Source organism: Cupriavidus sp. L7L, from assembly GCF_004353535.1.
GTDB classification, from domain to species: domain Bacteria; phylum Pseudomonadota; class Gammaproteobacteria; order Burkholderiales; family Burkholderiaceae; genus Cupriavidus; species Cupriavidus oxalaticus_A.
Genome location: NZ_SMNY01000058.1, coordinates 1 through 13308, shown reverse-complemented (window position 1 = coordinate 13308; position 13308 = coordinate 1). Strand labels below are relative to the sequence as shown.

General features: G+C 64.9%; 14 protein-coding genes. 11 read left to right on the top strand and 3 right to left on the bottom strand.

Features of this window, described 5'->3' with window-relative positions; all coding sequences use genetic code 11:
* Positions 1-719 precede the first annotated feature (719 nt).
* From E1J61_RS34485 to E1J61_RS34465, 5 genes are all read left to right on the top strand, one after another.
* Complete coding sequence (locus tag E1J61_RS34485) at positions 720-1943, top strand: polyhydroxyalkanoate depolymerase (RefSeq protein WP_133098307.1); 1224 nt, start codon at positions 720-722, stop codon at positions 1941-1943.
* A gap of 336 nt (positions 1944-2279) precedes the next feature.
* Entirely contained in the window at positions 2280-2531 is a 252-nt protein-coding gene (locus tag E1J61_RS34480; protein ID WP_133098306.1) for a DUF1488 domain-containing protein, read from the top strand.
* An 11-nt stretch (positions 2532-2542) separates the two neighbouring features.
* Positions 2543-3337: a hypothetical protein gene (locus E1J61_RS34475; protein ID WP_133098305.1), complete on the top strand. Its 795-nt coding sequence runs from the start codon at positions 2543-2545 to the stop codon at positions 3335-3337.
* Positions 3334-4476 carry an AmmeMemoRadiSam system radical SAM enzyme gene (gene amrS, locus E1J61_RS34470; protein ID WP_243737097.1) on the top strand — a complete coding sequence of 381 codons (1143 nt, stop codon included), beginning with the start codon at positions 3334-3336 and terminating at the stop codon, positions 4474-4476. Before E1J61_RS34475 ends, amrS begins: the two co-directional genes overlap by 4 nt.
* Positions 4477-4501: 25 nt before the next feature.
* A complete protein-coding gene (locus E1J61_RS34465) occupies positions 4502-5527 on the top strand; it encodes a TGS domain-containing protein (protein WP_133098304.1) in 1026 nt (341 codons plus the stop codon).
* A 333-nt stretch (positions 5528-5860) separates the two neighbouring features.
* Here the strand turns inward: E1J61_RS34465 and E1J61_RS34460 are convergent, their stop codons facing one another.
* The 3 genes from E1J61_RS34460 to E1J61_RS34450 all read right to left on the bottom strand — a co-directional run bounded on the left by E1J61_RS34460 (position 5861) and on the right by E1J61_RS34450 (position 7754).
* On the bottom strand, positions 5861-6163 hold the full coding sequence (locus E1J61_RS34460) for a hypothetical protein (protein ID WP_133098303.1): 303 nt from the start codon (positions 6161-6163) through the stop codon (positions 5861-5863).
* 165 nt (positions 6164-6328) lie between these two features.
* A complete protein-coding gene (locus E1J61_RS34455; RefSeq protein ID WP_243737101.1) occupies positions 6329-7288 on the bottom strand; it encodes a tripartite tricarboxylate transporter substrate-binding protein in 960 nt (319 codons plus the stop codon).
* A gap of 223 nt (positions 7289-7511) precedes the next feature.
* A complete protein-coding gene (locus E1J61_RS34450) occupies positions 7512-7754 on the bottom strand; it encodes a hypothetical protein (protein ID WP_218959717.1) in 243 nt (80 codons plus the stop codon).
* 332 nt (positions 7755-8086) lie between these two features.
* On the opposite strand from E1J61_RS34450, the gene E1J61_RS34445 reads away from it, so the two are divergent.
* From E1J61_RS34445 to E1J61_RS34420, 6 genes are all read left to right on the top strand, one after another.
* Positions 8087-8737: a DUF1345 domain-containing protein gene (locus tag E1J61_RS34445; protein ID WP_133098301.1), complete on the top strand. Its 651-nt coding sequence runs from the start codon at positions 8087-8089 to the stop codon at positions 8735-8737.
* A 78-nt stretch (positions 8738-8815) separates the two neighbouring features.
* The gene (phnC, locus tag E1J61_RS34440) at positions 8816-9664 is read left to right on the top strand and encodes a phosphonate ABC transporter ATP-binding protein (RefSeq protein WP_133098300.1); all 849 of its coding nucleotides are present in this window, start codon (positions 8816-8818) and stop codon (positions 9662-9664) included.
* Between the two features lie 81 nt (positions 9665-9745).
* Positions 9746-10744 carry a phosphonate ABC transporter substrate-binding protein gene (gene phnD, locus E1J61_RS34435; protein ID WP_133098299.1) on the top strand — a complete coding sequence of 333 codons (999 nt, stop codon included), beginning with the start codon at positions 9746-9748 and terminating at the stop codon, positions 10742-10744.
* Positions 10745-10817: 73 nt separating this feature from the next.
* Entirely contained in the window at positions 10818-11630 is an 813-nt protein-coding gene (phnE, locus tag E1J61_RS34430) for a phosphonate ABC transporter, permease protein PhnE (RefSeq protein ID WP_133098298.1), read from the top strand.
* 5 nt (positions 11631-11635) lie between these two features.
* Positions 11636-12172 carry a phosphonate degradation HD-domain oxygenase gene (locus E1J61_RS34425; RefSeq protein WP_133098297.1) on the top strand — a complete coding sequence of 179 codons (537 nt, stop codon included), beginning with the start codon at positions 11636-11638 and terminating at the stop codon, positions 12170-12172.
* A 5-nt stretch (positions 12173-12177) separates the two neighbouring features.
* Positions 12178-12651 (top strand): N-acetyltransferase, encoded by a 474-nt coding sequence (locus E1J61_RS34420; RefSeq protein WP_133098296.1) that lies wholly within the window; start codon positions 12178-12180, stop codon positions 12649-12651.
* Positions 12652-13308: the final 657 nt, after the last annotated feature.

Genomic DNA, 13308 nt, shown 5'->3' with positions numbered 1-13308 from the left:
GCGGATCGCGAAAGGATTGCCCGAAGCGGCTGATGCTCGATGGCGCCTGGCCCGGGGGCAACATGGATCATGTGTGACTGCTCCGGCGACAGCACGCCCGCCGCTTGCAAAGATTTACAAATTGCTCTGGTGCCGGTGCCTTTTGCAGCGGCGCGCCGGGAATCAAGCATCACTTCGCAAGTGCCCTGGCACGGACGGCTTCGACAAACCATGCCACGTCAGTCACTTTCGGCGAAAAACCGTATGCAAGGCGTTGCAGTAGGGTTTCATCGAATGTGTTACTGAATGTAAATGACGTAACTTGATTGCATGTTGTTCCGCCGACTTTGCAAGGTCGGTAGCCCTGAGCAGTGGGGACGTCATGCAGCATTCCAATCGATTCGCGTGCGGCCTGAGCGGCACGCTCGCATCCGGCCACAGCAGCCGGAACAGCCGTCCCGGCAAGACGCCCGCTATCCGCGCTCAGGTAATTCGTCACCGACGGCACTTCGGCCGTGCCCAGCGCCTCACCACGGCGCTTCAACGCCCGCCTACCGCCTGCCGACCTGCGTTACAAGCCTGCCGTCCGCCGCTTTGCCTTGAGCGAAGTCGCTCCTGCAGCTGTCCGGCGCACCCTGTGCGCTGAAGCGATCGCGGCATCGCGCCAGCAAGAGGCCCGGTTTGCCGGACCCGGCCTTGGATCAACGCGGCAACCATATTTTCGGAAGGCAGGGATTGCCATGGCGCTCTATGCTCTGCGTGAACTCACGCTGCAGTCGGTCGGGCCGCTCGGGGCCATGATCGAAGCGGGTCAGCGTGCCGTCGATTTCTGGGGCGAGTCCATCGCGTGGCTGCCCGGGATGCGCGAGGCCGGTGCCGCGCTTGATTTGTTTACCCGGCTGACCAGGTCCTACGGGAAGCCTCGCTTCGCCATCGACGAGGTCATCGTGTGCGGTCAACAGGTGCCGGTTACCGAGACCGTGCTGATCGAGGCGCCCTTCTGCCGGCTGCTGCATTTCAGGAAGGACATGCCATGCCCCGGTCCCCGCGTGCTGCTGGTGGCGCCGCTCTCGGGCCACTACGCCACGCTGCTGCGCCCGACGGTCGAAGCCTTGCTGCCCGGGCATGATGTCTACATTACCGACTGGGCCGATGCGCGCCTGGTCCCGCTCGATGCGGGCGGCTTTGACCTTGGCAATTACGTCGATTACCTCAAGCAGTTCATGCGATACCTCGGCGCCGGCACGCATATCGTGGCGGTATGCCAGCCAGGGGTTCCGGTGCTCTGTGCGGCCGCCCAGATGGCCGAGGACAACGAGCACGCCCAACCGTGCTCCATGACGCTGATCGCCGCGCCGATCGACACCCGCGTCAGCCCGACGGCGGTCAACCGGTTCGCGCAAAAATATTCGCTGCCATGGTTCGAGTCGAATGTCATCGAACGCGTACCCGACAGTTACCCGGGACGGGGGCGCAAGGTTTATCCCGGCTTCCTGCAGCTTGCTGGCTTCGTCTCGATGAACGTCGCACGCCACGCCGGCGCGCACCTTGACTATTACCGCCACCTGGTCGATGGCAGGCAGCACGAGGCCGCCAGGCATCGCCAGTTCTATGACGAGTACAACGCCGTGCTCGACGTGCCGGCCGAGTACTACCTGGAAACCATCCGGAAGGTTTTTCTGGAGCATCACCTGTGCCGCGGCTGCATGGAGGTTGGCCAGCGCCGCGTCTGCCCCGAGGCCATCACGAACGTGTCACTGCTGACCATCGAAGGCAGCGAGGACGACATCACCGGCCGGGGCCAGACCGAAGCGGCCCACGCACTCTGCACAGGCATTGCCGATGACCGCAGAGCGCACCTGGTCGTTGACGGCGTGGGTCACTACGGGACGTTCGCCGGCCAGGGATTCCGGCAATCCATCCTGCCGGCCATTTCGCAGTTCATCCAGCGGTGTGCGGACTGAGCGCAATGTCACAGCCTCGAAGCGAGGTGCGGACCTATAACCTTTGCCCGCATGCCTTTTTCGTGCGGCCGTGATGAAAATCATTTGGTTAGAGCTTCTGCGCGCGTATGCTGGAACTGCCATCTTGGCAAGCAACGCACCAGGAGCAATCATGGCAAAGAGTCAACTACGCAGCACTCGCGAACCGAAAAAACCCAAGCAGCCCAAGAAGCCGCCAGTGCCGGCAACCCCGTTCAGCATGGTTCATTCGAGGGTCGGAAACGAAGGTGTCGCCAAGAAGAAGACATAAATCGGTTGGCCGCACAGACGCGGCACATTACACGCAACTTAACTTGTATGGCACTTGCCTTCCCCAACCCCAGCCGCAGCTATGATGCATCCAGGCATGGCGTGTGGTTCTGGGGTTATGACAACGCACGCGAAATTAGCTTCCTTGTGGACGACCGCGTACTGCTGAGTTTCGACTCCGCGCCCTGTTCCGACGAAGCCGGGGTGCTGGCCTCCTTTGACCGGCATCGCGATGAGATTCTGAAGATCGCCATGGCGCTCTATGCCGAGGGGCAGCAGACTCTCTACGTGCTGCACTGAGGAGCCTGCTAATGCGCGCCTGCCGGCAAGCCCCCGCTGCCGCCAGGGCTGCCGCGGTCTGGCTGCTGGTGGCGGCCATGGCCGCCGGGGCCTGGCTGCTGCCGCGCATCGCGCAGCCGCCGCAGTATCATCGTTTTGCCGATCCTTACGCCTGCTTCGGCACGCCCCACTGCCTCGACATCGGCTCGAACCTGCTGTTCCTGCTCGCGGGCGCGGCCGGCCTGCGCTATCTCGGTGCGAGTGCCTCCAGCCGAGCTTTTATCGCACCCGTTGAGGCCTGGCCCTACCGGGTGCTTTTTCTCGCCGTCTTCCTCGTGGGGCTGGGCTCGGGTTACTACCACCTGGCCCCGGACAACCAGCGGCTGGTGTGGGACCGGGCACCGCTGGCGCTCGCGCTGATGGCCTGGCTGGGCGCCAACGTGTGCGAGCGCGCCAGCCTGAAGGCCGGCTTGCGGCTGCTGCCGCTGCTGCTGATCGCGGGGCCGGCCAGCGTCGGCTACTGGGCATGGAGCGAAGCCCGCGGCAGCGGAGACCTGCGCCCTTACCTCTTGGTCCAGGCCTGCGCCATGCTGGTGGTGCCGCTACTGCTCTGCCTCTATGCACCGCGCTACACTGGCGACCGGGATGTGCTGGCCATCACCGGCGGCTATGCGCTGGCCCTGGTTTGCGATGTACTGGACCACCAGATCGCCGCGCTGACGGGACTGGTCAGCGGGCACACGCTCAAGCACGTGATCGCAGCGCTGGCCGTGTATGGCGTCGTGCTTAGGCTGAAGCGGCGCCGCATCCTGGAGGAAGGGACATGACGGTACCCGAACCGCCTGAAAGCGCGCTTCAGGAGAAACATGCCATGACGGCAAGCGAAAACCCCTCTCCGGCAACATATCCTGGTCGCTACTGGCATTTCCTGGACGACGGCCGCATGCAATGCGACCTGTGTCCGCGCCATTGCCGCCTGCATGACGAGCAGCGCGGCGCCTGCTTCGTGCGTCAGCGGGTTGGCGGCCGGATGCTGCTGACCGCCTATGGCCGCTCATCCGGCTTCTGCATCGACCCGATCGAAAAGAAGCCGCTCCACCACTTCTACCCGGGCAGCGCCGTCCTGTCGTTCGGCACGGCAGGCTGCAACCTGGCCTGCAAGTTCTGCCAGAACTGGGACATCAGCAAATCGCGTGAAATGGAGACACTGGCCGTGGCAGCCATGCCCGAAGCCATTGCCGAAGCGGCGGCGGCCCATGACTGCAAGAGCGTGGCTTTCACCTATAACGACCCGGTGATTTTCGCCGAATACGCGATGGACGTTGCCGATGCCTGCCGCGAACTGGGCATCATGGCGGTGGCGGTAACCGCCGGGTATATCGGCGAGCAGGCACGACGCGATTTCTATGGCCGGATGGACGCGGCAAACGTCGACCTGAAGGGCTTTACCGACGCGTTCTATGTTGCATTCACGGGTGCACATCTGCAGCCTGTGCTGGATACGCTCCTGTACCTGAAGCACGCGACCAAAGTCTGGTTCGAGATCACAACCCTGCTGATTCCCGGCAAGAACGACAGCGATGAGGAAATCCGCGCGGAGGCCCGGTGGATCGCGAGGGAACTTGGCACCGACGTCCCGCTGCACTTTACAGGGTTTCATCCCGACTACAAGATGCGCGACGTGCCGCCGACGCCGTTCTCCACGCTGGCGCATGCCCGCAAGCTCGCGATCAATGAGGGGCTGCGTTACGTGTACACCGGCAACGTCCACGACAGGGAAGGCGCAACCACCTACTGCCCCGCCTGCCGCGCACCGCTGATCGTGCGCGACTGGCATGCGATCGAGAGCTATCGCCTCACGCCAACCGGAACCTGCCCCGACTGCTTTGAGCCGGTTGCCGGTTGCTTCGGGCATTTCGAGCATCACTTCGGGCGGCGCCGGATTCCCGTGCACATCGGAACGTAGCCCAGTGGTGCAGCGCTGACGGCCCATGCCAGCAAACCTCTCTCCCGAGTACAAACAGGCCGAGCAGGCCTATCGGCTGGCGCGCCAGCCGCGTGAGCAGCTCGAGTGCCTGAAGGAGATGCTCCGTGTCATTCCCAAGCACAAGGGGACGGAGCGCCTGCAAGCCGATATCAAATCGCGGATCAGGGAACTGACCCACGAATCCGCGGGCCACGGGAAGGCGGCTCGCAAGGGGCCGTCACATGCGGTGCATGCCGAAGGCGCGGCCCAGCTCTGCCTGATCGGCCCGTCCGGCGCGGGAAAATCCAGCCTGCATGTGCGGCTGACAGGATCGGGCAGCGAGGCCGGGCCCTATCCTCACCCAACCCAGTTTCCGGTCCCCGCCATGTTGCCGTTCGAGGACATTGCATTCCAGCTCGTGGACCTGCCACCTGTCTCAGCCGAATTCATGCAACCCGGGATCACCGACATGGTGCGGGTGACAGACGGCGTGCTGCTCGTGGTCGACCTGAGTGCGCCCGACTGTACGGAACAGCTGGCGCTGATTCTCCGGCGACTCGCCGAAGCCAGGATCAACCTGTCGGAGCGCTGGCCGGGCGAGGCGGACAGCCCTGCCGCATCGGCCGCATCGCCGGCGTCGGCGCCTGACCCGTTCAGTGTCCACCTCCCTGCACTGCTGCTGGCCAACAAGGCCGATCTCGCCAGCCCCGACGACGCGGCCGTGCTCGAAGACCTGCTCGGCGTACATTTTCCGGCGCTCGCAACCTCGGCAACCCGCGGACAAGGACTGGCCGAAATCGGTCCGTTTCTTTTCAGGGCCCTGGGCATTGTGCGTGTTTACACCAAGGCCCCCGGGAAACCCGTCGAGCAGAGTCGGCCGTTTACGATGCGCCGCGGCGACACCGTACTGGATGTCGCCCTGCGGGTGCACCCGGATCTCGCGCGTACGTTCAAATTCGCCCGCATCTGGGGGAGCGGCAAGTTCAGCGGGCAGCAGGTGGGCGCCGATCATCCGGTCGCCGATCGGGACGTCGTGGAACTGCATGCATAGGCGCATCGCCGGCCAAAAGCAGCGCCCCTTGGCAGAGTGGATCAGGCTGCGCGCGGCGGCACAGCCGGATTCACGTTGACCTGTTCGTCGGCCGCCCTATAATCAACCTGCTGGCTGAGAGGCGCTTTGACAAGGCGAAGGCAGGTCAGCGAAACGATCATGTTTCCTGGATGGTTTGCTGGTTGAAGCGTGATCGTGCAGGCGAAATACGCCTGCAGGTCCGAGCCGGATCATGAGTTGCTGACCCGGTTCGGACGCCCCCTGGTGGCTGAAAAGGCTGAAAGGGCGAAAGCGCCGAGCACCTGCAGAAGGTGCTTTTTTGTTGGGTGTTCCCTAGATATCGGGAGCCAGCAGCACTCCGCTTTTCACGGTGTGGATCAGCGCAAGGCGATCTTCGACAGCCTTGCGCAGGACTTCCCGTCCCCTGAACGGATCCGTCAGGTAACTGGCGTACTGGCTTGCCCGGATCTGCACCTTGAGGCTCATCATCGTCGATCCGCTCTCCGGCCATGTCACCATGAATGCCGGATGTCCGTCCGCGCATTCAACGAAAGCCGTGTCAGGAGACGCAAAACAGGAGTCAGCACCCTGGGCCAGGAACTGGAGATCCTTGTCCTTGAACTCGTAAGTTGCCATGTCTTTCTCCCATCGCGCGGAAGACCGTGGCGTGGACGTCATCAGCGCGGGCAGCAGCCGCCTCCGCTCATTCCCATGTTAATACGCCTGGAGCATCCCGGGAGGCGTGCCGGCGCGCGCGGCCGGCACTGCCCCCCGTCAGTCGAGTTCGATGTTCGCGCGCGCTCAGTCGGCCTCGACCTTCATGGTCTTCAGCAGCGGCTGCCACTTGTCGCTTTCGGCCTTGAGCCAGGTCTTCAGCCCCTCCGGCGTCTGCTTGTCGGCGGGCACGATCTCGGCGCCCAGGTCATCGAGGCGCTTGGCCACCACCGGATCCTTCAGCGCCTGCTGCAATGCCTTGGTCAGCCGCGCCACCACGGTCGGCGGCGTGCCCTTGGGCGCGTACACGCCATGCCAGACCTTCATCGAAAAGCCCTTCAACCCGCCCTCCTGCAGCGTCGGCGCATTAGGCAGCGCCTTGATGCGGTTGGGTGTGGTCACGCCATACAGCTTGACGCGGTTGGCGTTGATATGCGGCAGCGTCGAGGTGGTCTGGTCGCACAGCAGGTCGACCTGGCCGCCCAGCAGGGCAGTCATCGCGGGACCCGTTCCCTGGTAAGGGACAGCCGTCATCTTGACGTGCACCGCTTCCTCGAACAACAGGCCGCACAACTGCGACACCGCGCCGAGGCCGGCATTGGCCAGCGACACCTTGTCCTTGTTCTGCGCTACGTACTTCACCAGTTCAGCCGCGTTGGCGGGCGGCAGGTCCTTGCGGCCGAGCAACGTCATCGGCACATCGGCAACCTGGCCGATATATTCGAAATCCTTCAGCGGACTGTAGGACAGCTTCTTGTACAGCGCCGGCGCGGTGGCCATGCCGTTGTGATGGATCAGGATGGTGTAGCCATCCGGCTGCGCGCGCGCCACGAACGCCGCCGCGACGGTCCCGCCGGCGCCCAGGCGGTTTTCCACCACCACGCTCTGGCCCAGGTCCCTGGCCATCGCCTGGCCGAGTGCCCGCGACACGACATCGGTGGGTCCGCCTGCGGAGAACGGCACCACCAGCGTGATCGGCTTCGACGGAAAGGCATCCGCAGCCTGCGTCCCGCCGGCGAGCGCCAGGCCCAGCGCTCCGACCACCATCCATTGCCAACCCTTGCCCTGCACTGCTTGCGTCACCATCGTTGCCGTCTCCATGCTGCCGGCACCTGTGCACCGGTCGGTTATCGATCGGCGCCAGATTGCAGCACAAGGCTACGGCTGGCTATCCGGATTTCCCGAACGGACCATATGGCAAAACCGAATGCAGGGATGACTTCGAGGGACTGGCAGGCACGCAGCGGCGGCAAGCCGCGCATGGCAGAGCTTACCGGCAGGCGCGCGGCTCTTTCGCCCGGATGCGCCCAAGCGCCTTGAGGAAACGGTAACCCTGGAGCGTGACCTGCGGCCGGCTGACACTGGGCCCGACCCGTTCGAGCGTTATCAGCTGGTGCGCGAGCAGCGCTTCCACATCGGTCCGGTCCAGCTCGGGCGGGTCGCTGCTGTCGTTGACAAGGACCAGGGTGGCAAACTCGTGATGACTCAGCACAGGCGTCTCCTCGGCAAACATGGGTAGTGTGTTGCAACGGGACTGCGCTAGCGCCCTCTGTGGTCCGGTCTGGTGGTGCAGACCCTGTTTTCCGGGGCGCCTAGATTGGCTGGCGACGCTTACCGTTTGCGCCGCGAAAGTCCATCTTAGTCGGTCGCCCGGGACTGTTCAATGCCGGATGCAGAACGAAGAGCCGCTGCATTATCCTCACATTGCCCTGCCAGTCGGCGCTCGCGCCGCGGTGCAACATGGAGATGCGGCGGCAATGTCCGACCGGTTAGTCGGTATGCGAATTCCCGCCGCGCCCGCGCAGCGCCGGCAGCCTGCGCCCATGAAAGACAGTAGCCTCAGCCATGCACACGACACCCTTCATTGCCATCGGCAAACGACTTGCGCCGCCGCGCTTCCTGGTGTGCGGCGCCATCCTGATCGTCGCGACCGGCGCGGCGGCAGCACTCGGCGCGCAGCTGCGCATCGCGCTGCTGATCGGCTTCGATTTCGCCGCGCTGGTCTTCCTTGGCGCCGCGCTGCCGCTGTTGCGCGCCGATGCCGCTACGATGCGGCGCACCGCAGAACACAACGACGCCAACCGGCCCGCATTGCTGGCAATCACCGTGCTGCTGTCGATGGTCATCCTGGTGGCGATCGGCACGCTGGTCGCGCGCCCCGGGACGCCGCACTGGCTCGACGTCGCGCTGATCGTCGCCACGCTGGTCCTGTCCTGGCTCTTCGCCAATACTGTCTTCACGCTGCACTATGCGCATCTCTTCTACCTGCAGTCGCCCACCGGCGACCGGCGCGGACTGGAAGTGCCCGGCGTGCGGGAACCCGGCTACTGGGACTTCCTGTATTTCAGTTTCACGCTGGGCATGACGTTCCAGACGTCGGACATCACCATTCACGGCGCGCATATGCGCAGGGTGGTGCTGGCGCACTGCATGGCCGCGTTCCTGTTCAACATGGGGATCCTGGCGTTCACCGTGAACGCCCTCGGCGGCTTGTAGCACGGGTGGTCCGGCGTTCATCTGTCTGACATATACGCCCGCCAGAATCCGTGACGTCATTCAAGCCACGGAGTCGTCATGACCCACACAATTGAAGTCCGCGGGCTTTCCAAATCGTTCCGCGCGGACCGCAAGGCGCTTGACGAGGTCACGCTTAGCGTTGCCCCCGGCGAAATGGTTGCACTGCTGGGCGCCTCGGGATCGGGCAAGTCTACGCTGCTGCGCCACATGGCCGGCTTTGTCACCGCCGATGCCGGCGAGATCCTGGTCAACGGCCGCCCGGTGCAGCGCAATGGCCGCCTGGCCCGCAACGTGCGCCAGGTGCGCGGCGAAATCGGCTTCGTCTTCCAGCAGTTCAACCTGGTGGGCCGGTTGCCGGTGATCACCAATGTGCTGGTCGGCATGCTGGCCCGCATCCCGAAATGGCGCAGCCTGTTCCGCATCTTCAAGGCCGATGAACTGCGTTCCGGGCTCGATGCACTCGCCCAGGTTGGTATAGACGACTATGCGTTTCAGCGCGCCTCGACGCTGTCGGGCGGCCAGCAGCAACGCGCGGCGATTGCGCGCACGCTGGTGCAGAACGCGCGCGTGATCCTGGCCGACGAACCGATCGCCTCGCTCGACCCGGAGTCGTCGCGCCGCGTGATGTCGCTGCTCACCCAGATCAACCGCACGCGCAAGGTGGCGGTGGTGGTATCGCTGCACCAGGTGGACGTGGCCATGCGCTACTGCCCGCGCGTGGTGGCGCTGCGCCACGGCAAGGTGGTCTATGACGGTCCCTCGGCGGCGCTGACGTCGGCCATGCTGCGCGACCTGTACGGCACCGAGGCCGACGAGCTGCTGCACGATGCCGCAACGGATGCCGACGAACCCGCCGCGGCAATGCCCGCGCCCGCGATGGTCACCATGAACCTGGCGGCCGCCTGAGCGCCGCCCCTTCCCGCCCCTTCCCGCCCCTTCCCGCCCCTTCCCGCAGTCTTTCCCAAGCTTTCCCAATCGGAGTTGTCCATGCTTCGCAGAACCTTTGTCGCCGTCGTCGCTTCCGGCCTGGTCGCCCTGCCGTCCCTGTCCGCATTTGCCCAGGACGCCAAGAGCCTGAACATCGGCTTTATCTCGACGGAGTCGTCGTCAAACCTGAAGGCAGCCTGGCAGCCGCTGATCGACGATCTCAGCAAGACGCTGGGCGTGACGGTCAAGCCGTTCTTCGCCTCGGACTATGCCGGCATCATCGAAGGCATGCGCTTCAACAAGGTCCAGATCGCCTGGTTCGGCAACAAGTCCGCGATGGAAGCCGTGGACCGCGCCAATGGCGAGGTCTTTGCCTCGGTGATCGACAAGGACGGCAACCCGGGTTACTGGTCGCTGCTGATCGTCAACAAGGACAGCGACCTGAAGAGCGTCGAGGACGTGATCAAGCGCGGCAAGGAGCTGAGCTACGGCGCCGGCGACCCCAACTCGACCTCGGGCACCGCGGTGCCGGGCTACTACCTGTGGACCGCCAACAAGGTCGACCCGAAGACGCTGTTCAAGGCCGTGCGCATCGGCAACCACGAAGCCAACCTGCTGTCGGTGCTGAACAAGCAGGTCGACGTGGCGGTGAACAACACCGAAAACATGGAGCGCTACCGCATCAACACGGGCAAGAATCCGTTTGACCAGGTGCGCGTGCTGTGGAAGTCGCCGCTGATCCCGGCCGACCCGATGGTCTACCGCAAGGACCTGTCGCCCGAGCTGAAGAAGAAGATCCAGACCTTCTTCGTCAACTACGGCAAGGGCACCGACGCCGCACGCGAGAAGCAGGTGCTGGCCGCGCTGACGTACCAGGGCTTCCGCCCCTCCACCGATGCGCAGCTGGTGCCGATCCGCCAGATCGAGCTGGCCCGGGAGAAGGCCAAGATCGAGACCGACACCACGCTGGCCGCTGCCGACAAGGACAAGCGCCTGGCCGACGTCTCGCGCCGCCTGGCCGAGCTGGACAAGGCCGCCGCGGCCACCGCCGCGCAGTAACTGCGCCTTGCAGGGCCGGCCTGGCGCCGGCCCTGTGCCGTCCCCACATTCCCTGCTTCAAACCGGATTGCCCATGACCGCCACCGCCACGCCCGGCCTGCCCCCGTCGTCCCGAAACCCCGCCAGGCCGCCGCGCACGTCCCTTGCCATGACGCTGACCTGGGCGGTCGTGCTGGCCTTGCTCGGCCTGTCCTGGCAAGGCGCCGACATGCGCCCGCTGGACCTGCTGCGCGATTCCGACAACATGGCGAAATTCGCCGCCGAATTCTTCCCGCCCGATTTCCGCGACTGGCGCCACTACCTGGACGAGATGCTCGTCACCGTTCAGATCGCGCTGTGGGGTACCGCCATGGCAGTCGCGATGGCGGTGCCGCTGGGGCTGCTGTGCTCGGCCAATATTGTGCCCGCGTGGGTCTACCAGCCGGCGCGCCGCGTCATGGATGCCTGCCGGGCCATCAACGAGATGGTGTTCGCGATGCTGTTCATCGTCGCCGTCGGCCTGGGACCGTTCGCTGGCGTGCTGGCAATCTGGATCCACACTACCGGCGTATTGGCCAAGCTGTTTGCGGAAGCGGTCGAGGCGATCGACCCGCGCCCGGTCGAAGGCGTGCGCGCCACCGGCGCCGGCCCGGTCGAAGAGATCGTCTACGGCGTGATTCCGCAGGTGCTGCCGCTGTGGCTGTCGTTTGCGCTGTACCGCTTCGAGTCGAACGTGCGTTCGGCTTCGGTGGTGGGCATTGTCGGCGCCGGCGGCATCGGCTCCGTGCTGTGGGAAATCATCCGCAGCTTCCAGTATGGGCAGACCTGCGCGGTGATGATCATCATCATCCTGTTTGTGTCGAGCATCGACATTATTTCGGCGCAGATTCGCAAGGTGCTGGTGTGAGCGACATGCTGACGATCGAACGCATCGAAGCCCTCTTCGCCAGCCATGGCACCGAATGGTATGGCGGCGAGTCCATCAGCCAGACCGCCCATGCGCTGCAGTGCGCGCAACTGGCCGAACAGGCCGGCGAGCGCGATACGCTGGTCGTAGCGGCCCTGCTGCACGACATCGGCCACCTGATGCTCGCCGAAAGCACCACCACCGACATGCGCCACCAGGAGGCCGCCGCCGACGCGCTTGCGGCGCTGTTTGGCGAGCATGTTACCGAGCCCGTGCGGCTGCACGTCGCCGCCAAGCGCTACCTGTGCGCGGTCGATCGCGCCTACTTCGACACCCTGTCGCCCGCCTCAGTGCAGAGCCTGGCGCTGCAGGGCGGGCCCTATGACGCGGCCGGCGCCGAGGCGTTCGCCGCCAGCGCCCATGCCGACGCCGCGGTGCGCCTGCGCCGCTACGACGACCTGGCCAAGGTTGTCGACCTGGCCACGCCGCCGCTGGCACACTACCTCGCTATCGCCGCGCGCTGCGCGCACGCCCCCTCGTGAATGGTATGAACGGATTGCAGGACACGGCCGAAGCCGTGCTGGCGCTGCGCGAGGTGCGCGGTTCCGATGCCGAGCTGCGGCACCTGTCGGCGCTGCTCGCCGCCATGGATGGCGAGCCACCGTTGTCGCTGGAGACGATGCGCGAGCGGTATGCGACCATGCGGCGCTATCCGGATTATCGTTGCTACATGATGGTGGGGGCTGACGGGATACCGCTTGGCACGTTCAGCCTGCTGGTGTTTCCTGTGATGGTTCATGATGGACGGCCCGAGGCGATCGTCGAAGCCGTCGTGGTCGCGCCGCATGCGCGCGGCATGGGCGTTGGCAAGGCGATGATGCGGGAGGCCATGCGGCTGGCGCGGGAGGCTGGGGCTGGGAAGCTGGCGTTGTCGTCGAATGCGCGCCGGCTGCAGGCGCATCGGTTTTATCGGGGGCTTGGGTTTATTGAGCATGGGGTTAGTTTTAGTATTGGGCTTTGAGGCACGGACTTGTCGCTGCTTGGGACATGCTGTCGGCATGTTTAATGCCCCCCGTCGCTGTTGATGACATGCTGTCGGCCGCGTCGCTGTTGATGACATGCTGTCGGCCGTTGAACCGCCTGGTTCCGCCCTCCTGGGCGGGTCACTTTTTGTCCGAAGCGACAAAAAGTAACCAAAAAGCGCGTTTACTGCCCTGGGCGGGCGGCCACTCTTATCGTAGTGGGCTACGGCTTTCGTACGGGGCTTTGCTTCGTTGCAGAGCCGGGCTGCCTGACGCCGTGGTGCGCCACGGTGGGTCGGGATTGACGCGATGTTTGAACGAGCCCAGAGCTGGGCGTGGCCCCTGCTGCGGGCGGCATGGTAGGAACGCCTTCGGCTGCGCTGCGCGCCGGCCCTAAGGTGGCGGGTTGCCCCCAACGGTCCTCGCCCCGGCTTGCCCCGCGTCATTCACGACGGCGCTGTGCGAGCGCAGCGACGCACTCCGTGCCCGAGCCCCCGACCTACGATACTGCGCGCGCGAAGCGCAGCCGTAGGCGTCCCCGCGTTGACGCCGGCAGCAGGCGGCCTACGCCCGGCATGGGGATTGTCCAATAGTGGGTCGACGCAGCCACTATCCCAAACTCACCTGGCGTAGCAGGTTCGAACCACCAGCCACAT